Source organism: Variovorax sp. PBL-E5, from assembly GCF_901827185.1.
Taxonomy (GTDB): Bacteria; Pseudomonadota; Gammaproteobacteria; order Burkholderiales; family Burkholderiaceae_C; genus Variovorax.
This window is the reverse complement of sequence record NZ_LR594671.1, coordinates 3,152,800-3,174,781: the sequence shown is the minus strand read 5'-3', so window position 1 is coordinate 3,174,781 and position 21,982 is coordinate 3,152,800. Positions and strand designations below refer to the sequence as shown.

General features: G+C 67.4%; 21 protein-coding genes. 6 read left to right on the top strand and 15 right to left on the bottom strand.

The window, feature by feature from the left end:
- Nucleotides 1-8 precede the first annotated feature (8 nt).
- The 3 genes from WDLP6_RS15405 to WDLP6_RS15395 are packed head-to-tail and all read right to left on the bottom strand — an operon-like array spanning nt 9 to nt 3,342.
- Nucleotides 9-1,199 carry a CaiB/BaiF CoA transferase family protein gene (locus WDLP6_RS15405; RefSeq protein ID WP_269475574.1) on the bottom strand — a complete coding sequence of 397 codons (1,191 nt, stop codon included), beginning with the start codon at nt 1,197-1,199 and terminating at the stop codon, nt 9-11.
- Nucleotides 1,199-2,110: an enoyl-CoA hydratase/isomerase family protein gene (locus WDLP6_RS15400; protein ID WP_162568008.1), complete on the bottom strand. Its 912-nt coding sequence runs from the start codon at nt 2,108-2,110 to the stop codon at nt 1,199-1,201. The genes WDLP6_RS15405 and WDLP6_RS15400 overlap by 1 nt, the downstream gene beginning before the upstream one ends.
- Nucleotides 2,107-3,342, bottom strand: coding sequence for a CaiB/BaiF CoA transferase family protein (locus WDLP6_RS15395; RefSeq protein WP_162593040.1), 1,236 nt, complete (start codon nt 3,340-3,342; stop codon nt 2,107-2,109). Before WDLP6_RS15395 ends, WDLP6_RS15400 begins: the two co-directional genes overlap by 4 nt.
- Before the next feature lie 2 nt (nt 3,343-3,344).
- On the opposite strand from WDLP6_RS15395, the gene WDLP6_RS15390 reads away from it, so the two are divergent.
- The 3 genes from WDLP6_RS15390 to WDLP6_RS15380 are packed head-to-tail and all read left to right on the top strand — an operon-like array spanning nt 3,345 to nt 5,829.
- Nucleotides 3,345-4,142 carry a FadR/GntR family transcriptional regulator gene (locus WDLP6_RS15390; protein WP_162593039.1) on the top strand — a complete coding sequence of 266 codons (798 nt, stop codon included), beginning with the start codon at nt 3,345-3,347 and terminating at the stop codon, nt 4,140-4,142.
- A gap of 12 nt (nt 4,143-4,154) precedes the next feature.
- Nucleotides 4,155-4,949: a CoA-transferase subunit beta gene (locus WDLP6_RS15385; protein WP_162593038.1), complete on the top strand. Its 795-nt coding sequence runs from the start codon at nt 4,155-4,157 to the stop codon at nt 4,947-4,949.
- Between the two features lie 10 nt (nt 4,950-4,959).
- Complete coding sequence (locus WDLP6_RS15380) at nt 4,960-5,829, top strand: CoA transferase subunit A (protein WP_162593037.1); 870 nt, start codon at nt 4,960-4,962, stop codon at nt 5,827-5,829.
- On the opposite strand, the gene WDLP6_RS15375 is transcribed toward WDLP6_RS15380, so the two are convergent.
- The 6 genes from WDLP6_RS15375 to WDLP6_RS15350 form a co-directional block, all read right to left on the bottom strand.
- Nucleotides 5,817-6,395 (bottom strand): hypothetical protein, encoded by a 579-nt coding sequence (locus tag WDLP6_RS15375; protein ID WP_162593036.1) that lies wholly within the window; start codon nt 6,393-6,395, stop codon nt 5,817-5,819. The two genes, WDLP6_RS15380 and WDLP6_RS15375, sit on opposite strands and share 13 nt — an antisense overlap.
- Nucleotides 6,395-7,630, bottom strand: coding sequence for a phosphotransferase family protein (locus WDLP6_RS15370; RefSeq protein ID WP_162593035.1), 1,236 nt, complete (start codon nt 7,628-7,630; stop codon nt 6,395-6,397). The genes WDLP6_RS15375 and WDLP6_RS15370 overlap by 1 nt, the downstream gene beginning before the upstream one ends.
- Nucleotides 7,627-8,613, bottom strand: a complete 987-nt coding sequence (locus tag WDLP6_RS15365; protein WP_162593034.1) for a DUF7065 domain-containing protein — start codon at nt 8,611-8,613, stop codon at nt 7,627-7,629. Before WDLP6_RS15365 ends, WDLP6_RS15370 begins: the two co-directional genes overlap by 4 nt.
- A 33-nt stretch (nt 8,614-8,646) precedes the next feature.
- Nucleotides 8,647-9,630 (bottom strand): Bug family tripartite tricarboxylate transporter substrate binding protein, encoded by a 984-nt coding sequence (locus WDLP6_RS15360; protein ID WP_162593033.1) that lies wholly within the window; start codon nt 9,628-9,630, stop codon nt 8,647-8,649.
- Between the two features lie 167 nt (nt 9,631-9,797).
- On the bottom strand, nt 9,798-10,643 hold the full coding sequence (locus WDLP6_RS15355) for an enoyl-CoA hydratase-related protein (protein WP_162593032.1): 846 nt from the start codon (nt 10,641-10,643) through the stop codon (nt 9,798-9,800).
- A 22-nt stretch (nt 10,644-10,665) separates the two neighbouring features.
- Nucleotides 10,666-11,520, bottom strand: coding sequence for an enoyl-CoA hydratase/isomerase family protein (locus WDLP6_RS15350; RefSeq protein ID WP_162593031.1), 855 nt, complete (start codon nt 11,518-11,520; stop codon nt 10,666-10,668).
- A gap of 83 nt (nt 11,521-11,603) precedes the next feature.
- Here WDLP6_RS15350 and WDLP6_RS15345 point away from each other — a divergent pair, with 83 nt between their 5' ends.
- Together WDLP6_RS15345 and WDLP6_RS15340 are read left to right on the top strand one after the other, a co-directional pair.
- Entirely contained in the window at nt 11,604-12,845 is a 1,242-nt protein-coding gene (locus tag WDLP6_RS15345; protein WP_162593030.1) for a CaiB/BaiF CoA transferase family protein, read from the top strand.
- Nucleotides 12,842-14,473: a class I adenylate-forming enzyme family protein gene (locus WDLP6_RS15340; RefSeq protein ID WP_162593029.1), complete on the top strand. Its 1,632-nt coding sequence runs from the start codon at nt 12,842-12,844 to the stop codon at nt 14,471-14,473. The genes WDLP6_RS15345 and WDLP6_RS15340 overlap by 4 nt, the downstream gene beginning before the upstream one ends.
- A gap of 3 nt (nt 14,474-14,476) precedes the next feature.
- Here the strand turns inward: WDLP6_RS15340 and WDLP6_RS15335 are convergent, their stop codons facing one another.
- The gene (locus WDLP6_RS15335; RefSeq protein WP_162593028.1) at nt 14,477-15,343 is read right to left on the bottom strand and encodes a PaaX family transcriptional regulator; all 867 of its coding nucleotides are present in this window, start codon (nt 15,341-15,343) and stop codon (nt 14,477-14,479) included.
- Nucleotides 15,344-15,400: 57 nt separating this feature from the next.
- Between WDLP6_RS15335 and WDLP6_RS15330 the strand changes: the two genes are divergently transcribed.
- The gene (locus tag WDLP6_RS15330) at nt 15,401-16,141 is read left to right on the top strand and encodes a FadR/GntR family transcriptional regulator (RefSeq protein ID WP_162593027.1); all 741 of its coding nucleotides are present in this window, start codon (nt 15,401-15,403) and stop codon (nt 16,139-16,141) included.
- Here WDLP6_RS15330 and WDLP6_RS15325 read toward each other — a convergent pair.
- From WDLP6_RS15325 to WDLP6_RS15305, 5 genes are all read right to left on the bottom strand, one after another.
- The gene (locus WDLP6_RS15325; protein ID WP_162593026.1) at nt 16,126-17,808 is read right to left on the bottom strand and encodes an AMP-binding protein; all 1,683 of its coding nucleotides are present in this window, start codon (nt 17,806-17,808) and stop codon (nt 16,126-16,128) included. The two genes, WDLP6_RS15330 and WDLP6_RS15325, sit on opposite strands and share 16 nt — an antisense overlap.
- A gap of 27 nt (nt 17,809-17,835) precedes the next feature.
- Nucleotides 17,836-18,810, bottom strand: coding sequence for a Bug family tripartite tricarboxylate transporter substrate binding protein (locus WDLP6_RS15320; protein ID WP_162593025.1), 975 nt, complete (start codon nt 18,808-18,810; stop codon nt 17,836-17,838).
- Nucleotides 18,811-18,913: 103 nt separating this feature from the next.
- On the bottom strand, nt 18,914-20,065 hold the full coding sequence (locus WDLP6_RS15315) for a CaiB/BaiF CoA transferase family protein (RefSeq protein ID WP_162593024.1): 1,152 nt from the start codon (nt 20,063-20,065) through the stop codon (nt 18,914-18,916).
- Between the two features lie 58 nt (nt 20,066-20,123).
- Nucleotides 20,124-20,960 carry an enoyl-CoA hydratase-related protein gene (locus WDLP6_RS15310; protein WP_162593023.1) on the bottom strand — a complete coding sequence of 279 codons (837 nt, stop codon included), beginning with the start codon at nt 20,958-20,960 and terminating at the stop codon, nt 20,124-20,126.
- Nucleotides 20,961-20,991: 31 nt separating this feature from the next.
- Entirely contained in the window at nt 20,992-21,972 is a 981-nt protein-coding gene (locus WDLP6_RS15305; protein WP_162593022.1) for a Bug family tripartite tricarboxylate transporter substrate binding protein, read from the bottom strand.
- Nucleotides 21,973-21,982 lie beyond the last annotated feature (10 nt).

Genomic DNA, 21,982 nt, shown 5'->3' with positions numbered 1-21,982 from the left:
GTGGTCTCCTAATGTTCTGAACTGCAAATCGCGGCGCCTTTGCCCACGAGCTCGTCGAGTTGCGCCTCGCCAACGCCCAGGTCGTGGCGCAAGACACCGGCCGTGTCGGCACCGAGGGACGAGACGGTCTCGCCGGTCGGCGGCCGTACGTTCTCGAATGCGAAGGGAAGGCGAGTTGCCAGGAAGTCGCCGGCTGGATCGTGGATGGTCCCGAAGCTGTCCCGCTCTGCGAACTGCGGATCCGTGAGCACCTCCCTCAAGTCGCGGTAGCGTGCGCATGGGACGCCGCCGGCGGTCAAGACTCGCTCGCACTCGGCGGCGTCATGCTGCAGGGTCCAGGCTTCGATGCGATCCATGAAAGCGCCCCAGTGGGCAAAGCGGGCGGCTTCGGTGGCCAGTTCGGGGTCCGCGCGCCATTCCGGATGCCCCAATACACCGCAGAGATTCACGAAATTGCGCTGGTTGATCGGGGTCACCAGGATCCAACCGTCACGAGCGCGCATGGGCCGGTAGACCGGTCGAGGCTGCCGTATCGGTTGCTGCGCATTCTGAAATTCGTAGGGCATGACGTTCAGCACGCTGTCCATCAGGTTCACGTCGATCTCGGTGCCCAGGCCCGTCGCGCGGCGATAAATCAGCGCGGTCTGGATCGACATCGCCGCGAACATCGCGGTCAACATGTCGGCCAGGGGCATGGTCGCGCTCCTGGGCTGCCCGGACGGATCGGAGCCCAGCGCAAAGTCGAAGCCGCTGGCAGCGTGCACCACGGGCCCATAGGCGGGCCGGTCGGACCAGCCCGAGGACTGGCCGAAACCGGAGATCGAGCAATAGATCAGCCTGGGATATCTGGCTCGCATCTCGGCCGAACCCAAACCGAGCCGCTGCATCACGCCCGGCCTGAAGGCCTCCACCACCACGTCGGCGCGAGCGATCATGCGCTCGGCCAGTTCGCGTGCTTCGGCCTGCTTCAGATCGAGCGACATGAAGCGCTTGCCGGCATTGAGGTGGCCGAAGAAAGTGCTGTGCCCCTCGCGCAGCGGGGGCCGATGGCGCATGTGGTCGCCTTCCGGTGGTTCCACCTTGATGACGTCCGCCCCGAGGTCGGACAACCAACGCGTGCAGTAGGGCCCCGCGATCATCGCGGAGAAGTCGACCACGCGAACATCCGCCAGTGCCCGCGCGGCACCGCCGCCATGCATCACGCTTCACCGCCCGCATCGGAGCCCGAGCCGTCGCCGCTCTCTCGAAAGCGCGACTCTCGCCCGTGGGAGGCGGCACGCACGCCGTTCTCGCGGCGTTGCTTCATGAAGTTGTATTCGTCCTGCTCGTAACGGATGTTGGTGGACAAGGCGTGCAGCACGTAGCCGTGGGTGAACTGGCTTGTCATCCCCAGTGAATCCAGCGCCACGTGCGTGGCGGCCTTGCCGATCGCGATGGCGTCGCGCGGCAGGCGGGTGATCCGGTCTGCCCATTCCTCGCCCGCCGCCTCGAGCTGGTCGTCCGGCACGACCTTGTTGACCAGCCCCATCTGCACCAGTTCCTGCGGCGGCAGCACGTCCGCAATCAGGAGCAACTCGCGCGCCTTCTTCGGACCGGCGGCCATGATGTTCCAGGCGGTCATGTAGGCGGCGCCCGCCAGGCCCGCCTTTTGTTCGGGATGGCCCATGCGAGCCGCATCGCTGGCGATCGCCAGGTCGCAGGCTTCCACGATGTGCAGGCCCGCGCCGACGCAGTATCCGCGCACCAGCGCCAGCGTCGGCTTGCTGCAATAGAGCAGTTCGCGGAATTGGTCGAGATGGCGCCGGTCGAAGTTCAGCCTGGCCCTTTGACTGGGCCGGCGACCCTTGCCGCTCGGGTCGAAGCCGTACTCGCTGCCGATCTCGGCGAGATCGTGCCCGGCACAGAAATGATCTCCGGCGCTGCGGATGACGATCACGCGGACGTCATCGTCGCGCTGCGCATCACCGAGGCAATCCATCAGCCGGTCGAAAGCGGCATAGGTCAGCGCGTTGCGCTTCTCGGGACGATTGAATGTGATGTACGCCCTGCCGTCCTTCTTCTCGTAGAGAACGGATCGCGCTACTTCGGCATCTTGATCTGTGAGTGTCATGGTTGTCGATTCGACGAAGTGGAAGAGAGTTCGGCGCGCACCTGCGCGGCATCCGCGTCGACGACCGGCGGCGCCGCGGCCGGAGCCAGCAGCGTGCCGTCGAAGCGGGCCGGATAGCGAGGCGTTCGAAGCGGCGCTCCGGCCGGCGAGGGCACTTCGTGGTAGATGCGGTTGTGCAGGACCTGCGGATCGACCAGATGCTGCTCGAGCGACATCACGGGCGCGACCGGAACATCGTGCGGCGCGAAGAACGCGATCCAATGCGCCGTTGGACGCGTCGAGAGAATCTCATTGAGGTTGCGGTAGAAGAAATCGATCATCTCGCCGTGATCTTTCATGGCGAGCATGCGGTCCTTGAGGTCGGCGCGCCCGAGCGCCTTGAGCGTTCTCGAGAGTTGCCCGCCGTTGACTGGCGTGACGATCAAATGGCCGTCGGCCGTGCGCACCACTGGATTGAACGGCGTTTTCCAGGGCGTCTCGTCGCCGACGAAGGTGCGGTGCTGCGCCATGTCGCTGAAGTTGAAGTAGGCTGCCACGTCCAGCATGGGCAACGAGACGTGGCTGCCGCGACCTGTGCGCTGCCGCTGCACCAGCGCCGCCAGCACCGATTGCGCGCCGAAGGCCGCCACCACCTTGTCGACGACCCAGTATGCGGCCACGGCTGGCGCTCCCTCGGTGCCCTGCAGGTGGGCCATGCCGGTGTAGCCCTGGATCAGCGAGTCATAGGCGGGTGCGTGCGCCAGCGGACCGCTGTCGCCGAACCCTGTGATCGACAAGTGCACGAGCCCCGGATTCACGGCATCAAGCACCGCGTTTCCGATACCGAGCGATGCGGCCACGTGCGGGCGCCAGTTCTCGACCAGCACGTCGGCGTCTGCCAGCAGGCACTTCAGCGTTTCCAGTCCAGCCTGCTGCTTGAGATCGAGGACGATGCTGCGCTTGCCGCGATTGCAACTGGACCAGAGGGCGCTCCAGCCGTTGACCTTGTGCCCGAAGCCGCGAAACCCGTCGCCGCCGGGAGGCTCCACCTTGATCACCGCGGCGCCGAGATCGGCCAGGGTCGTCGCCGTCAGCGGACCGGTCATGTAGCTGCTGAGGTCGACCACGCGAATGCCGGCCAGGGGCCCGGCAACTCGTGGGTCCTGCGCCGCGACCGGAGGTGGAGATTGCGAAATAGAAGTTAATGGGTCATCCATAGATGTATTATGAGTGACCCATTCAAACGAAGTCAACGATGCTCACTCGTTCACCCCTGTCGATATCGTCGACGGCCGAAGTCGCGTCTCCGCGCTTCCTGGCGTCGCGCGTGAAGGCTGGCTTCAGCCCGGTTGCCGGCAGTCAACCGGCAACCGAAATCATCGAGCAGGTTCGATCGAGACTTCGGTTGCAGGAACTCAGGGCCGGCGATCGCCTGCCGACCGAGCGCGAGTTGTCGACGCAGTTCGGCGTCAGTCGCAATTCGGTGCGGCAGGCGCTGCGCTCGATGCAGGAACAGGGCCTGCTCGAGATCCGCAAGGGGCCGAGCGGCGGAGCCGTCATCCGCGACCATGGTGCCGGCTCGGTCGCGACAGTGCTCTCGGATCTCTTCGCACTCGGCACCATCCGGCCGCAGGACCTGACCGAGATGCGGGTGCTGGTCGGCACGGAGGTCGTGAGGCTGGCCTGCGCGCGGGCCAGCGAGGCCGAGTTCGATCGCCTCGAAGCCAACGTGGCGGCTGCCGAAGAAGCCGTGCGCGAGAACGATCTCGCGCGGCGTACCGAATTGAACCTGGAGTTCCACAAGCTGTTGGCGCGCATGACCGGCAACGCATTGCTGGTGGCCGTGGCCGACGCCGTGGTCGGCATCACGGGCCAATTTGTCAGCGCCATTGAACGCACGCCGAACCGCTATGTGATGCCGTTTCGGCGCCGGCTGTTGCGTCAGCTTCGAGCGCGCGACGCGGCCGCCGCGACCGACGAGATGCGGCGCCACCTCCAGCGCCAGGAAGTGCTTTATCTCAAGGCGCATGCGCGCATGCAGAAATCCCGTTGAACAGAGCGTCCCATGAACGAACAACCGACATTCAGCAGTTCCGAACTCTCAGCGATCGTGCTCGCGCGTGATCTCGCCGATGGTGAAAAAGCCATCATCGGTACCAATTCGGACATCCAGGTAGCGGCCTGCAATCTGGCTCGCGCGCGACACGCGCCGTCCCTGTGGTGGGTCTCCGGCCCTGGCGGCATGGTCAATCCGGTGCGCGACCGGTTGCTGCCGACTGCCGGCTACGCGAACATCCAGGCGGCCGAGGCATTGTTCGACCTGCCCGACATGATCGACTTCATCGACTGGAAGGTGCATTTCTTCGACTTCGCCATCCTCAGCGTGCTGCAGGTCGATCGCCACGGCAACATCAACACGGCGGTCGTCGGTGCGCAGAACCGGCCGCGCCTGCGCGGCCCGGGCACGGTGGGCATCAGTGCGCTGTGCGGACTCTCGCGTCGCTTCTACGTCGTCACGCAACGGCACGATCGGCATACCTTCGTGCCCAAAGTGGACTTCATCTGCGGGGCAGGCTATCTGGACGGTGGCGAATCACGCCATCAGGCAGGGCTGCCGCCGGGCGGCCCGCGCCTGGTCGTGTCGCCGCTCGGCATCTTCGACTTCGAACCGGTGAGCAAAGCCATGCGCGTGCGTTCGCTGCATCAAGGCGTTTCGCTCGAGCAGGTGCAACGCAACACCGGCTTCGAAATCCTGTGCGAAGGTTCGCCGGCCACGACCGAGGCCCCGTCGCCGGATGAACTGTCGGTGCTGCGACTGAAGGTGGATCGAGGCGGGCTGCTGCGCAATGGGCAGCGTTGAGGAGGAAAACATGCAAAGCAAACTCATTTCACTGGAAGAAGCCGTGGCCTTCGTGACGCCCGGCAGCAGCCTCGGCCTGGGCGGGTGGATCTTCAACAGCCAACCCATGGCACTCGTTCGTGCCCTCGTGCGACGGGGAACAGGCGATCTGATGCTGGTGCCCGCGCCAGGCTCGATCGCACCGGATCTGCTGATCGGCGCGGGTGCGGTGCGAAGCACCTTTTGCGTCTTCATCAGCTTCGAGCAACATGGTCTTGCACCGCAGTTCCGCAAGGCGGCCGAAGCCGGCGAGCTGGAAGTCATCGATATCGACGGTCCGGGATTCGCCGGCGGGCTTCGCGCCAGCATGGGCGATCTTCCCTGGATGCCGATTCCGGATCTGGGCACCGATCTGCCGCGACACGCGCCCCAGCAATATCGCCTGCTTCCCACCGGGCCGGGCGAGCGACGCCTGCTTGCCACGATGGCGATCCGTCCCGACGTGTGCTTTCTGCACGCCCAGCAGTCGGACGAACTTGGCAACGTTCAGTTCCTCGGCTCGCCTTTCTTCGACGTCATGCTGGCCCAAGCCTCGCGGCGCGTGGTGGTGACCGTGGACCGCATCGTGTCCACCGAGACAGTGCGTCGCGCGAATCACCTGACCAAGCTGCCGTCGGTATTGGTCGATGCGGTCGTGCACGTGCCGTTCGGCGCACATCCGACCGCTTCACATGGCCTGTACCAGGCGGACGAAGCGCATCTGCGCGAATACGTCAAAGCCAGCACCAGCGCGCAGGACTTTGAGCGCTATCTGCAATGCCACGTCCACGCGGGTGGCCATGACGACTATCTGGCCCGGCTGAACGGAGCCACGCTCGCGACGCTGCTTCAATCGGAGTAGCCGCTACGCGTCCCTTGGGAGTCGTTGTCGAAGAATTCGAACGACTGTCCGAGAGTCTCGGAAAGCGGCAAGACCTCGTGAGAATCCGCGTCCAGGCCGAGCGGCAGGTACCAGGAGCGTTCGAACGAGATGCGCATCTTGCTCGCGTGGAGCACGCGGGCTTCGATGTCCTGGCGCGCCGACGCAGCCATTTGCGGCGCTGCCCGCACTGCTTGCGCCACGGCCGCGGCCAGGGCAACCGTGGCGTTGCGAAGTGTCGGCGGCGGCGCGTTGACTTCCGCCAAGGATTTCTCGCCGCGTTCCAGTGCAGTGCCGAGCGCCGCGGAGCATGGCACGGCGTACGCAGAGGTGACCGCCAGCACCTGCCTGGCCAAGTCCACGTGATGACGCAATTCGAACAACTCCCGTTCATGCAGGTGATCCAGCCGTTGAAGCACGAACTCGAGATAGTCGATCGTGAGCCGCAGCTGGTCGTGCGCCTGGGCGTGCGTCGGATCGACAGCGGGTGCGACGACATCGGCGAGCGCCCGCACGGCCGCGCGCAAGCCGATATGGGTGTGATCCATCAGAGGTTTCCTTCCAGCAGTTCGCAAAGCTCATGGGCGCCGATCGGCGCGATGGCCTTCAGGCGCGCGAGCAGGATGTCCTGGTGGGATTTGCCCAGCTTTGCGACCCGGTACATGGTGGCCATGGTGGTCGTGATCACCTGGAAGCAGTTGAGCACCCGGTACCAGCGCAGGCGCCGTGGATCCACGCTGAGGCCGGACGCCTTCTCGTAGCGTTCATAGAACGCCTCCAGTGGAATCAGGCCGCAGACCAGGTAGGTCTTGCCGTCTTCCGCGAGGTGGCCCTTTTCGCGCTGCGTCATCCACGCGAGATCGCGGTGGCGATCTCCGAGATGGCCACGCTCCCAGTCCAGCCATGCCGTGATGTTGCCGCTCGCCCCGTCGAACAGGAAGTTGCCGCTGCGAAAGTCGCCGTGCACGACGCTCGTGCGGTCGAGCACCGGCAGGTTGCGTTCGAGCCAGTTGGCCGCGACGTCCATCAGGGGATAGTCCTCCCCGCGGTCTTCTTCCCAGACGCGCCGTGCGCGGTTCAACTGCCAGCGGGCTGCCTCCTCGGAACCGACCGATGGCTGTTCCATGCTTTCGAAATGCATGCTGCCCAGGTCGGCGGTGTGGATGATCGCCAGGTCGCGCAGGAACTGCGGCGCGAGCAACTCGCGCAGGCGCGGGCCGAAGTTGGTTCCGAGGCCCACGACCTGGCCGGCGCTCGTGCTCCTGGGCTTCGCCACGCCGGAGACGAAGGTGTAGATGATGGCCGGTTCCGGAAACCACTGTGCCTCGCGATCGATCCAGAACACCTTCGGCACGGCCAACCGGTCCTGGAACGCGTCCAGCAACTCCGCTTCGCGCACACGGCTGGTGGTGTTGGAGGCTTCGGAGGGATCCATCCGGATGACGAGATGGTCGCTGCAGGCGCCTCGTCCCGGGGCCTCCCAATCCAGCATGAACGAGACCTGCACCTTGGAAGCGCCACCTGTCAGCCATTTCGGATCGCGCACCGTGAAGCTGCCCTGGATCCGATCCGAGAGCATGGCGTGAAGCCACTTCGTCATCTGCGCCAGGCTGACCTGTTGATACGGAGGGCCACTGCGCCGCCGCATCTTGCGCGTCAACAGCGCGTCGGTCTCGGGCTCGGTCGGGAAGCGCTGGCGCATGTCGGCGATGAACGCTTCGCTGGGGTCGTCGCGGATGTCCAGGCTCGCAGCGGTCGCTGCATCTTGGTTTGTCGTGATCATGCGTCGCCTCCTGCCAGTCGTTCTGCCAGATAGCTCAGGCCGAAGAGCTTGCCGTGACCGCCATGGCCGACGAGCTTGCCGTATTGGTAGCGCATCAGCGACACGAATGCGGCGATCGAAGGGTTGAGCGATCCCATCGGTCGGGTGCCGATCGTCGCACCGAAGAACTCATGGGTGCGCCCGCGCGCGTCCGTGACGACGATGCGGTCGCTGATCGCGAGCATGTCGACCGTCGCGGCTTCGACCTGCGCCGCCACGATGGGCGTTACGACGCCGTGTTCAACGAGAAATCCGGAGTTCAACCGCTCGTAGCGCACATGGCCGGAGGGAGTCACGTCGAGGGTCATGGTCAGCCACATGGCCATGGCGTCGCCGCAGTTCACGGAGATGTACGAGGTGGCGCGGTTCGGTGTCTCGTTGCGCGGGCCCCAGCTGCGGTCCATGCCCTCGTAGCAATCGACCTGGTATTGATGCCCGCGCAGCGTCAGGGTGCCGGTGATGCGGCCCTTCAGATCGAAGTGCCCGTGCGACCATGCATCGCCGATGCGCGGGTCCGCGGAATGTGCGGCCTGCTTTTCGATCATCGGATTCTCTCGTGGGTCGGTCGGATCGAAGGGATGGTGCAGCCCTTGCAGATGCAGGTCGAAGCTGCAGGCGCCGAGCTTGTGCTCGTAGCGGAAGTGCCAGTCGGTCAGCGATCTGGCCTCCACCGCCAACCCGTTGGCCAACGAGAAGCTCGCATAGGACGATGGGCAGGGGAGATGGATCTGCGGATCGCAGAAGTCCACCTCGTGCGGCCGGCGGCGCATGCCACGCGCGACGACGACGGACGACATCGCCACCCCCAGGTTCGGGCGCGCGAGCACATAGCATGTGCCGTGCAGCGCCGCCTCGGGAACGTTGAATGCGAGGTAGGTGGTTTCGGTCCAGATCCGGTCGGCAGGGTCACGCGGATGGAACTCGGTATCGGAGGCTTGAATCATGAGGCGACGTCCATGGGGGCAACCCGCTGCGGGTCAGGGAGAGGACTTGCTCTGTTCCACGAGGGAGAGCATCCTGCGCGCGGCTTCGGCGTTCTGGCGCAGAGAGGCCGTGAATTGCGCCGGCGATTGCAGCTCGGGGATGATGCCCAGCGTCTGCAGGCTCTTCTGGGCTTCTTCCGTGTCGAACACCTTGGCCACGGCGGCATAGAGAGCGGCGATCTTCTCGGGGGCGACGCCGGCAGGCACGAGGAATCCATACCACACGCTCGCTTCCTGAGGCGAGCCGAGGACTTCGGTCAGGGTGGGCGCATCGGGAAAGCGCTTGAGCCGCTCTCGGGATCCGACCGCCAGAACACGCAGGAGTCCGTGCTGGATCAGTTGATCGGCCGCGGGAAGCGACACGAGGCTGGTCAGGATCTGGCCGCCAATCACGTCCGTGAGGGCCTGGGTCGACGACTTGTACGGCACCTCGGTCAATCGGAGTCCGGTCGCGGACTTCACGGTTTCCGTGTACAGCTGTCCGGGCGATCCATTCCCCGTCGAGGCGTAGGTCGCCTTGTCAGGGTGGGCCTTGATGTATTCGCGCAGCTGCACGAAGCTCTTCACCGGCGAATCCGCCGCGATGATCATGACGAGCGGAACGCTGCCCACCCGCGCCACGGGAGCGAAGGCCGTCAGCACGTCGTAGGGCGGCGGCTTCTGGCTCAGCGGCGCGACCATGAACGGCGGATTGGCATTGGCCATGAGCGTGTAGCCGTCCGCCGGCGCGCGTGCAGCAGCCTGCGTGCCGATGATGCCGGTCGCTCCTTCGCGGTTCTCCACCACCACCGGACGCTTCAGCGGGCCTTCCATGCCATGGGCGAAGCTGCGCGCGAGCAGATCCACGCCGCTGCCGGCGCTGTAGGGCACGAGCATGCGCAGGTTGCGCGAGGGAAAGTTTTCTGCCTGGCTGTTCGCCTGTGCGGACAGCAGAGTGCCGGCAAGGGCCACGAGGATTGTTCTCAGCACGATGGACACGGCAGTCACCTCTGTTCGCAGGTAGGTTGAGAAATGGATGATCCAAGTTCCGAAATTTGGGTCACCCAATGAATGATCTACAAAGATTCAGATCCAGTCAATGGGGAAAGCAGCGAGCCGATGCGCCAGCACCGAGCGGCGCTTGCCGCGCTCCGCTCGGCCTCGGCTCAAGGCCCGAGGTCGGACAGCGCCGCGAAGAAGGGCGCCCGCTTTGCCTGCGCCGCAGCCACGCCCTCCCTGAAATCGGGGTGCTTCAGGAATTTGCCGGTGAGGGCCTTCGCATTCTCTACCGCGTGCCCGGGGTCATGGTCCAGCTGCTCGGCGTAGAGCTGCCGCTTGGCGGCCTTCACTGCGATGGGTGAGACGCCATGGGCCATCTCCGTCGCGACAGCCAGCACGCGTGCCTCGAAGGCCTCGGCGGGAAACACCGCGTTGAGGAAGCCCATCGCCAGCATCTCCTCGGCCACGAAGACGCGCCCGGTCAGCAGCACTTCGGCCGCGCGCGTGAGGCCGACGATGCGCGGCAGCACCCACGAGAGTCCGTATTCGGACGGCAGTCCGAGGCGCGGCGTGGAGCTCGTGAATTTCGCACCCGCGGCCGCATAGCGCAGGTCGCAGAAGGCCGTCAGCGCCAGCGCGATGCCGGCGCAGGCGCCATTGACCGCAGCGATCACGGGCTTCGACAGGCCCCAGTGCCAGACCAGCTCGTGGTCGAACTCCGGGCGCACGCCATGGCCGGGCCGCGCCATGTCCTCGTGCCGCGAACTCTCCACATAGTCCTTGTCCGATTCCCGATGGTGGTCCAGCGCCTTGAAGTCCGCGCCGACGCAGAATTGCCGGCCGGCGCCCGTGACCACGATGACGCGCACGTCCGGGTTGTCTTCGAGCGACTGCATCAACCACCGGTACTCGGCATTCATGCGATTCGTCCACGAGTTGCCGCGATCCGGACGGGCGAGGCGCACGATGCCGACGTGGTTCTCGATGCGCAGTTCAGTGACGTGCAGATCCATGGTGCTTGCTCCCGGCGGAAGGTCAGTCGGCGAAGCGCTTGTCGCGGTTCTTGAAGGTGGTGGTGGTTCCCTCCTGCCGGCGTTCGCGCAGGAAGTTGAACTCGTCGCTCTCGAAGCGCAGGTTGGTGCCGAGCGTGTGGCCCACATAGCCGCGGGCGAACTGCTGGCTGCCGCCCAGGCTGTCGAGTGCCATCTGGTGCATGGCCTTGCCGGTGACGAGCGCGTCGCGCGCATGCTTGCTGATCTTCTGCGCCCATGCCTCGACGGTCGATTCGAGGTCGCCGGGCGCGACGGCGCGGTTCACCAGCCCCACGCGTTCGGCTTCGCGCCCATCGAACGCGTCGCCCAGCAGCATCAGCTCGCGCGCCTTCTTGGCGCCGTACATCAGGATCTGGCTGTTCAGGTGCCAGGTGTTGCCCGCCAGGCCGAGGCGCTGTTCGGCGTGGCTGAACGTGGCGTCGTCGGCGGCGATGGCCAGATCGACCAGTTCCACCAGGTACATGCCCACGCCCGTGCAATGCCCGTGCACCTGTGCGATCACCGGCTTGAGCGAATTCTGGAAGGCCATGTAGTTCATGCCCAGCTTGCGGTCGCGCAACAGCCGCGAGCGCTGGCTCGGACGGCGCGGCTTCGCGCCGCTGCCGTCGTCTTCGAGGCCGTAGGAGCGGATGGCATCGTTGTAGTCGTGGCCCGCGCAGAACGAGGGGCCGTTGCCCTTGAGGACGATGACCTTGACGTCGTCGTCTTCCTCCGCCTCGTGCAAGGCGGCGACGAGCAGGTCGAGATCCGCGAAGCGCAGCGCGTTGTGCTTGTCGGGCCGGTTGAGGATGAGGCGGGCGACGGGGCCCTGCTTCTCGGTGATGACGGCGTCTTGCATTCGATGCTCCAGGTTGGGTGCGGCGGGCTGTTGATATGATACACATATTGACCGTATCGTCAATATTATGTAGCATGACAAGCATGAACACATCGACCGCTCCTTCCACCCCCGCCTTGCCCGATCGCGGCGAGGCCCGACCCCTGCGCGGCGTGCGGATCGTCGAACTCGCGCACTGGATGGCCGGGCCGCTGGCCGGCGGCCTGCTCGCGGACTGGGGCGCCGACGTCATCAAGATCGAGCCGCCCGGCGGCGAACCGATGCGCACCATCTTTGCCTCGATGGGGGCGCGCAGCGGCACGCCCAACGGCGCCTTCATCGCGGCCAACCGGGGCAAGCGCTCGATCGAACTCGAGGTCAAGACCGAAGCCGGGCGCGAAGTGCTGGACCGTCTGCTCGAGGGCGCCGACGTGCTGCTCACCAACCTGCGCCCCGATGCGCTCCAGCGGCTGGGCCTCGGCGCCGACGCGGTGCGCGAGCGCTATCCGCGCCTGGTCTATTGCACGGTCAGCGCCTATGGCTGGGGCGGCCCCGACCAGGACCGGCCGGGCTACGACATCGCCGCCTTCTACGGCCGCACCGGCATCGCGCACGAGATCACCACCGCCGGCACGCCGCCGGCCGCGCTGCTGCAGGGCATCGGCGATGCGTTCACGGCACTGGCCGCCGCGTCGGGCGTGATGGCCGCGCTGATGGAGCGCGGGCAGACCGGCCACGGCCGCTTCGTCGAAGCCTCGCTCATGCGCACCGGCATGTGGGCCCTCGCCGGCGAACTCGGACAGCAGGCGCTCGGCGGCAAGCCCAAGCCGCCGCGCCCGCGCGACGAATCGCGGACACCGATGTACAACTCCTACCGCAGCTCGGACGACCACTGGTTCTTCCTCGTCGGCGTCGAGGCGCGGCGCCATCTCGGGCCGGTGCTGCGTGCCATCGGCCGCGGCGAGCTTGTGGACGACGAGCGCTTTCGCGATGCGCGCGGCATCGGCACGAACAGCCGCGAACTGATTGCGCTGTTCGACGAGGCCTTCAATGCGCAGCCGCTGGCCTACTGGCGCGCGAAGTTCGACGAACACGAAGTCTGGTGGGCGCCGATCCAGACGCCGGCCGAGGTCATGGACGATGCGCAGGCCGAGGCCATCGGCGCCTGGGTGCAGGTGGGCGAGGCCCGATCGGTCGATGCGCCGCTGCGCTTCGACGGCATTCACCGCGGACAGGTGCCGCCGCCGCCGGAGTCCGGCGAACACACCCGCGCCGTGCTGGAAGAACTCGGCTACGGCGCCGCCGAGATCGACGGCCTCGCGGGCCGGATGGGCGGCGCGCAATGAGCACGCTGCAGCAGGCTTCACCGTCCGCGGCCGCGCCTGCCGATATCGGCACGCCCGATGCATCGCAGCGCTGGGGGCGCACGGTCGAAACCGTCACGGTAGCCGGCCACCCCTGCCGCGCCTACGCACACCGGCCGCGCTCGATCCCCGAATTGCTGCGCGATGCGCGCCGCTGGGGCCATCGGCCTTTCGTCATCGAGGGCGAACGCCGGCTCGACTTTCTTGCATTCGAAGCGGCGGTGCAGCGCGTGGCCTCGGCATTGCACGCGCGCGGCATCGCGCAGGGCGATCGCGTGGTGCTGCTGGCCTACAACTCGCTCGAATGGCTGGTGTCCTTCTGGGCCTTGCAGTCGCTCGGCGCGGTGACGGTGCTGGCGAACGCCTGGTGGGGCGATGATGAAACGCGCGAGGCGCTCGCGACCGTCGATCCGGTTGCGGTGCTGACCGATCGCGAGGGCGCGCGCGCGCTGGACCCGTCCTTCCATCCGATGGATCTGCGTGCACTGCGCTCGGTGATCGACGCATCCGAGCCCGTGGCCGCGCTGCCGCCGACGCGACTTTCGGAAGACGATCTCGCCATCATCATGTTCAGCTCCGGCACCACCGGCGTTGCCAAGGGCGTGATGATGTCCCACCGCGGCGTGATCGCGAACATCCAGAACCTGCTGGCGCTCACCGGCCGCCTGCCGAACGAGCTGCCGATGGACAAGCCGGGCACCGTCAGCCTGCTGACCGTGCCGCTGTTCCACCTGGCCGGCGTCCAGATCAGCCTCTCGACCTTGCTGTCGGGCGGTTCGCTGGTGTTCCTCGAAGGGCGCTTCGATCCGCTGGCGATCCTGAATCTGATCCAGCGCGAGAAGGTGCGCGTCTGGGGCAGCATTCCGACGATGGTGTCGCGCGTCGTCGAACACGAGCGCTTCGCCGAGTTCGACACCTCGAGCCTGCGCTCGATCCCGATGGGCGGCGCGGCGATCTCGGTCGAACTGCGCGAGAAGGTGCAGCGGGCCTTCCCGGCGACGAAGAAAAGCGTGGGCAGCCTCTATGGTCTGACCGAGGCCGGCGGCGTGCTCGCGGCCGGTTCGGGCGACGACGTGAAAGGCCGGCCCGGCTGCGTCGGCAAGCCCTTGCCGGTGGTGGAGCTGCGCATCGCCGATGCCGATGCGAGCGGCGCCGGCGAGATCTTCGCGCGCACGCCCACGGTCACCCTCGGCTACTGGGGCGACCCGGTGCCGATCGCCGACGCCGATGGCTGGGTCAAGACCGGCGACCTCGGCCGCGTCGAGGACGGCCATCTCTATGTGGTCGGCCGATCGAAGGACATCGTCATCCGCGGCGGCGAGAACATCGCCTGCGCGCACGTGGAGCATGGCCTGCAGACGCACCCCGATGTCGTCGAGGTCGCCGTGGTCGGGCTGGCGCATGCGGACCTGGGCGAAGAGGTTGCGGCCGTGGTGGTGCTGCGCGAAGGCGCATCCGCGAATGTGGAAGACCTGCGGCGCCATGCGGCCGCGCATCTCGGAAAATTCGAAGTGCCCTCGCGCTGGTGGTTGCGCAGCGAGGCGCTGCCCACCAATGCCACGGGCAAGATCTTCAAGCGCGATCTGCCCAGGCAGTGGGCGGGCGACTAGGCGTCAGCCGCTCTGGCCCTGCACCTTGCGCCAGTGCGCATGCGCGGTGGCGCGCCACTTCGCGCGCAGTTCGTCCAGCCGCTCTCCGGCGCGCGTGCCTTGCCAGTCGGCCGGCAGCAGGGCGGCCGGAAGGCCCGGGTCGATCGACGGCAGGCGCTGCAGCGCATTCACGAGTTCGATGTGGGCGAAGAAGACGTCCTCCTCGTCGCGCGGCCGCAGCTCCCGGAAATGCTGCACCAGCACCTCGTAGTGCAGCGAGAGCGCGTCGAGGTCCCAGGCCTGCGCGACCAGCTCGCGCTCGGCAACGCCGAAGCCGAGCGACTGCGCGTTGAAGGCAACCGTGTTGCCGGCAAGGTCGAGTTGTTCCACCGCCGCGCGCGCCGCCTCGGCGCGATCCGCGTGCGGGCCGATCCACAAGCCCGGTCTGGGGCTGCCGAAGCCGAGCCAGCTCAGCGCCCGGTACAGGCGCAGGCGATCCGCTCGCCGCGATTCCGGCAAGGTGATGTGCAGCACGACCCATTCGCCTTTCCAGGCGGCCGTGGCAGTGCGGATCGAGCGCACGCGCTGCGAGCCTTCGCTGATCAGATGCGTGGCGCGCTCGGTCATCCGCCAGGCCGCGCGGCGGCCGTCGCGGTCGTTCTCGATCCATCCGGCCGCGGCAGCGCGCGCGATCGCCTGGCGCGCCGCCTTCTCCGCGATGCCGACCCCGGCGAAGGCGTACAGCAGCGTCGAGGTCCAGGTGGGCGCGTGCGACGGGTGCACGAATTCGCCGAGCAGGGTGAGCAGCACCGAGCGCGCGCTGCCCGGGCCGATGCGCGGCGCCGCGGCGGATTCCGCCGGCGATGCCGTGGCGGTGCGATCTTCTTTCATGCGTGTGCGACGGCAGTGGTTAGCATAGGGAGAGCAACATTGGACGAAACGCTACGAATGCCACAGACACAACAGTCCCGGACCCGGGCGGCGCTGCGATTCAAGCCGGTGATGGGCACCCGGCCCGCCGATGAGATCCAGGCCCAGATACGCGCCTTGCTGGCCAGCCATCGGCTGAAGGCCGGCGACCGGCTGCCTTCCGAGCGCGATCTGTCGGAGCAGTTTAGCGTCAGCCGCAACTCGGTCCGCCAGGCCCTGCGTTCGCTCGTCGACAGCGGCCTGCTGGAGATGAAGAAGGGCGCGGCCGGCGGCGCCTTCATCCGCGATGGCGGCGGCGACGCGGTGCTCGCGGGGATCTCCGATCTCTATTCGCTCGGCACCATCCAGCCGGAGCATCTGACCGAAGTGCGCCTGTTGATCGGCGTCGAGGTGGTGCGGCTCGCGTGCCAGCGCTGCACGCCGGAGGAGGTGGATGCGATCGAGCAGAACGTCGTGCTGGCCGAGCAGGCCGCGAAAGAGAACGACTTCGCGCGGCGCACCGCCATCAACCTCGAGTTCCATCGCATGCTCGCGCGGATGACGCGCAATCCGCTGCTCATCACGCTGACCGATGCGGTGACGGCGATCACGGCGAAGTTCGTCAACGAGGTGGGTCCGACCTCGAACCGCTCGGTGATGCCGCTGCGCCGGCAACTGCTGGGCCATCTGCGTGCGCGCGAAGCCGACGCGGCGGCGCAGAAGATGCGCAACCACCTGTTGCGGCTTCAGAAGATCTACCTGGCTCAGATCGCGGGCTGATCCGCGCGGGGCCGTGGCGTGTGGCCGGTCTCCGGCTTCACGAAGGGCTCGGGCACCAGGCGTGCATCGCCGATCATGTCGCGCAGCGCGAACTTCTGGATCTTGCCCGAGGCCGTGAGCGGAAACGCATCGACATAGAACCAGCGCACCGGCGTCTTGTACGCAGCCAGGCGCGCGCGGCACCACGCATGCAGTTCCTCGGTCGCCGGCACCGGCGACGCGTCGGGCTGCAGCCTCAGCACGGCGGCCACCACCTCGCCCCATTTCTCGTCGGGCAGGCCGATCACGCTGGCCTGCGAGATGGCGGGATGGGCGCAGAGCACCTCTTCGATTTCACGCGGATAGATGTTCTCGCCGCCGCGGATGATCGCGTCCTTGAGGCGGCCGGTGATGCGCAGGTAGCCCTCGGCATCCATCGTCGCCTGGTCGCCGGTCTTCAGCCAGCCATCGGGGGTGAGCGCACCGTCGGCGCCTTCCGGCATGTCGAAATAGCCGAGCATGGTCTGGTAGCCGCGCGCCCAGATCTCGCCCGGCGTGTCGAGCGGCAGCACCCGGCCGGTGGCGGGGTCGGCGATTTTCACTTCCATGCAGGGCGCCGGCTGGCCGATGGTGCTCGCCTGCTGCTGCGGCGGATCGTCGGGAAAGGTCTGGCAGATCACGCCGTTGAGTTCGGTCTGGCCGAAGGTGATGGTGAGCTTCGCACTGAACGTCTCGCAGACGTGGCGCACCAGGTTCGCCGGCACCGTCGAGCCGCCGCTCATGAAGGTCCCGAGCGATCGCAGGTCGCGCTTCGGCCGCTCGGGATGGTCGAGCAGCGCGACCAGCATCGTCGGCACGGCATGCACGTGGTTGCCGCGCTCGCTCTCGATCAGTGCCAGCATCACCGCGGCATCGAAGGCGGGCTGCATGACGAAGGTGCCGCGTTGCGAGAAGGCGCCGAGCTCGCTGCCCGCGCAGCCGCCGACGTGGAACAGCGGCATCGCGCTCACCCACACGCCGCCTTCCGGAAAGCCCACGCGCATGGCGCCGAAGCGCGAAGCGTTGACCACGCCCCGGTGGTGCAGGCAGGCGCCCTTGGGCTTGCCGGTGGTACCGGAGGTGAACTGGATCTGGATCATCGAGGCGGGGTCCACCACGGGCAGTTCGATCGCCGGATCGCTGCTCGCCACGAACGCGGGCCACTCGGAGAAGCAGAACACCTCACGCAGCTCGGGCAGCTCCGCGCGCAGGCCGGCCAGCATGGCGCTCATGTCGTTGCCGCGGTAGCGGCCGCTGTGGAAGATGCCGGCCGCGCGCGAGGTCGCGAGCACATGCCGGAGTTCCGATGCCAGGTAGGCCGGGTTGATGGTGACGAGCACCAGGCCGGCCATCGCCGCGCCATGCTGCAGCAGCACCCATTCGGCCGAATTCGCGGACCAGACCGCGACGCGCTCGCCCGGCTCGAACCGGCGCAGCAGGGCGCGTGCCACCGTCTCTGCGGAATCGAGCAGCTGCCGGTAGGTCCAGCGGCGGCGCGCGGCCGGCTCGGGCGTGCCTTCGACCAGCGCCGTGCGCTCGGGCACCTCGCGCGCGAGCTGGCGCAGCAGGCCGCCGAGGCTGAGCTCCCAGACCTGCTGCGAAGCATCGGCGGCCCAGAAGGATTCGGAGAGACGGACGTCGCGGCGCATCGGCAAGGCTTCTTTCGGGCGAGCGGGTTATTCGGGGTGCAGCTTGGCGACCTGGATCATCTTCCTGGCTGTCTCCACGTCGTCGTGGATCGACTTGGCGAACTGCTGCGGGTTCTGCAGGCCGGGCACGATGGAGGCGCGCGCCATGAACTCCACGATGCGCGGCGTGGCGCTGGCCTTCGCGATCTCGTCGTAGAACTTGTTGACGCGCGCAGCCGGCGTGCCGGCCGGCATCAGGAAGCCGTACCACACGCTGGCCTCGAAGCCGGGCTGGCCGATCAGCTCGGCGATCGTCGGCGTGTCGGGATAGGCCGCCAGCCGCTTGCTGGAACCAACGGCCAGCAGCCGCAGCGCGCCGGTCCTGATGTGTTCCGCCGCGGCGGGGACGGAGACCAGGCTCACCTGCACCTGCCCGGCCAGCACGTCGGTCAGGGCCTGCGCGGTGCTCTTGTACGAGATCTCCTGCAGCGGCAGGCCGGTCTTCGCCTTGATCAGCTGCGTGAAGAGCTGGCCCGGCGAGCCGACGCCGGACGCGGCGTAGTTGGCCTTGTCCGGATGGGCGCGGAAGTAGGCCGCCATCTCCTGCCAGGTCTTGAACGGCATCGAGCTGGCGGTGACCGCCACCAGCGGCACCGCGCCGACCCGCGCCACCGGCTCGAAGCTGGACGAAGCGTCGAAGGCCGGCGTCTTCTGCAGCAGCGTCGCGATGGCGAAGGGCGGATGCGCGGCGACCATGGCGGTGTAGCCGTCCGGCGCGGCCCGCATGACGACCGTGCCGCCGATGATGCCGCCCGCGCCTTCGCGGTTCTCCACCACGACCGGCTGCTTCAGCTCGGTGCGCAGCACTTCCGCGTACTCGCGGGCCAGCTGGTCGATGCCGTTGCCCGAGGCGAAGGGCACCACCAGCTGGATGCGCTTGGTCGGGTAGGCGTCCTGGGCGCCGGCGCACAGGGCGAAGGCCGCGGCAGCCGCGGCGATGAACAGTTGAACGGGTTTTTTCACTTCAGGGTCTCCATCAAGGGCCGCGATCCATGCGCGACGCCATGGCGGAATTATGGGTGACCCATTGAAGGAAGTCAATCGCGCACGCCGCGGCGAGGCAACGTCAGACGCGCGGCAGGTCGAGTTCGCGCAGCACTTCGTCGGTGTGCTGTCCGAGCAGCGGCGGCGCGCGGCGGATGGTGCTGGGGTTGGCCGACAGGCGAATGGGATTGCGCAGGATCGGCACCTCGCCTGCGGTGGGATGGGTGACGGTCTGCACCATCGCATCGCGCACCGCCGGGTCGGCGAAGACCTCCTCGAAATCGCGCACCGGCGAGAACAGCGCGTCCGATGCGCCGAGGCGTTCGGTCCACGCGGCCAGCGTGCCGGTGGCGAAGGCAGCCGCGAGTTCGGCATCGAGCAGCGTGCGGTTCTGCAACCGGTCTGCGTTGGTCCGGAAGCGCGGGTCATCGCCCAAGGCATCGCGGCCCGTCGCGGCCAGCAGCGCCTTCCAGTACTTGGCCGTGTGGGCGACCACCATGACATGGCGATGGTCGCTCGTCTCGTAGGTGTTCCACGGCGCGATCTGGTAGTGGGCATTGCCCAGCCGCTCGGGCGTCCTGCCGGTGGAGAAGTAGTAGCCTTCGCGCGGCACCATCGAGAACACGGTCGCATCGAGCATCGAGACATCGACGCGCTGCCCCTCGCCGCTGGTCTTGCGCGTGTACAGCGCGGAGAGAATGCCGATGGTCCCGAACAGCGGCGGCACGAAATCCGAGATGAGAACGCCGGTCTTCAGCGGCCCGCTGGACGCCGTGCCGTTGAGCTGCATGAGTCCCGACATGGCCTGGATGACGGGGTCGAGCGCCGGCCTGTCGCGGTACGGGCCGTCCTGCCCGAAGCCGGACAGGGCGCAGTAGATCAGGCCGCGATGGCCTTCGCGCAATGTCTCGTAGCCGATGCCGAGCTTGTCCAGCGTGCCGGGCCGGAAGTTCTCCACCACGATGTCGCATTGCAACGCCAGCGCCTTGAGCATGGCGATGCCGTTGGCCGCCTTGAGGTCGAGCACGATGCTGCGCTTGTTGCGGTTCAGGCTCAGGAAATAGTCGCTCTCGCCGCCCGGCCGGTTGACGCCGATGTCGCGGCTGGTGTCGCCGGTGGGCGGCTCGACCTTGATCACTTCCGCGCCGAGATCGCCCAGCAGCATGGTGCACAGCGGCCCTGCGACCATCTGCGTCAGGTCGAGCACCCGGATGCCGTCGAGGACGCCGGTCATAGGAGAACCTCCGCCCTGCGGGCTGCGGTGCGAGCGCCTTCGGGCGGCCGGGCGGCGCTCATTGCAGGCCCTTGAAGCGTGCAGGACGTCGTTCCTGCAGTGCGGCGACGCCTTCCTTGTAGTCGTCGCCGCGCATCAGCTCGGCGATCAGGCGCTTGGAGTCCTCGACGCAGGCGCCGACATCGCGTTCCATCAGTTCCGCATAGAGCTGGCGCTTGGTCGTCAGCGCCGCTTGCGGCGAGACGGTGCGCGCGATGGAGCGTGCGATTTCGGCGACGCGGCCCTCGAATTCGTCGGGCGCGAACACCGCGTTGAGGAAGCCCATGTCCTTCGCTTCCTCGGCGCTGAAGATGCGGCCCGTGATCAGCACGTCGGCCGCATGCGTCACGCCCATGAGCCGCGGCAGCAGCCAGGCCAGGCCGTATTCGGCCGGCAGGCCCAGGCGCGCGGCGGCCGTCGTGAGCTTGGCGCCGGCGACGCCGTAGCGCAGATCGCAGAAGCCCGCGATGGCCACGGCGATGCCGGCGCAGGCGCCGTTGATCGCCGCGATGACGGGCTTCTTCAGGCCCCAGTGCCAGACCAGCTCGTGGTCGTATTCCTGGCGCACGCCGTGGCCCGGCTGCGCGTACTGATCGGGCCGCACGGTGGCCACGTAGTCCTTGTCGCACTCGGCGTAGTAGTCGAGCGCCTTGAAGTCGGCGCCGACGCAGAACTGCTTGCCCGCGCCGGTCAGCAGCACCACTTTCACGGCCGGATCGCGGTCGGCCTCGCTCATGATCCAGCGGTATTCCTGGTTCATGCGCGAGGTCCATGAGTTGCCGCGGCCCGGGCGGTTGAAGCGCACCGTGGCCACGCCGTCGTCATCGACGCCATAGGTCGTCACCTTGAGTTCCATCGGTCTTCCTGGTTGTCTTGGAGGTTGCGGTCTATCGCTCGCGCTTCACGCCGAGCGCCTGCAGCAGCTTGCGCGATTCCTCGGCGTCATGGCGCACCTGCTCGCGGAACTCGCGCGGCCCGACGAGCACCGGCTCGGCGCCGAGCGTCGCCGTCAAGGCCACGATCTGCGGCGATGCGGCAGCCTTGGCGATCTCGGCATGGATGCGCTCGGCGAGTTCGGGCGGCAGGTCCTTCGGTGCGAGGAAGCCGTACCAGACGCTGGCTTCCAGGCCCGGCTCCTTGACCACTTCGGCCACGGTCGGGATGTCGGGCATCAGCCTGGAGCGCCTGGCCGAGCCGATCGCCAGGCCTCTCGCCTGGCCCGCCTTCAGCTGCGTCAGGGCCGCGGGAAAGGACGGCATGTAGAGCGCGGTCTGCCCGCTGATCAGGTCCGTCATCGCCTGGCCGGTGTTCTTGTACGGCACGGCGACGATGTCCAGGCCCAGCTTGCGCTTGATGACCTCCACGTTCATGTTGCTCGGCGTGCCGACGCCCGACGAGGCGTAGTCGAGCTTGCCGGGATGGGCCCTGGCCTCGGTCACCACATCCTCGAAGCGCTGGAAGCGGCTGTTCTTGCCGGTGATCAGCACCATCGGGATGAGCGCCACCTTGGCGATCGGCGTGAAGTCGCTGGCCGGGTCGTAGGTCGCGGCTTCCTGCATGTAGGGCGCAACGGCGAAGGGGCCGTTGGCGGTGAACAGGAGCGTGTAGCCGTCGGCCGGCGCGCGCATCGCGGCGACGGCGCCGATCGTGCCGCCCGCGCCTTCCTTGTTCTCGACGACGACGGCCACCTTCGCCTGCTCGCCGAGCCGCTGCGCGAAGCCGCGGGCCATGACGTCGAGGCCGGAGCCGGCGCCGAAGGGAACAACGATGCGGATCGGCCGTGAAGGCCATGCGGTCTGGGCGCAGGCGCCACCGGCCAGTGCCAGTGCCGCCATCGCGCCCGCGAGAACGCGGCTGAGCTTGTGCATGAGGATCTTT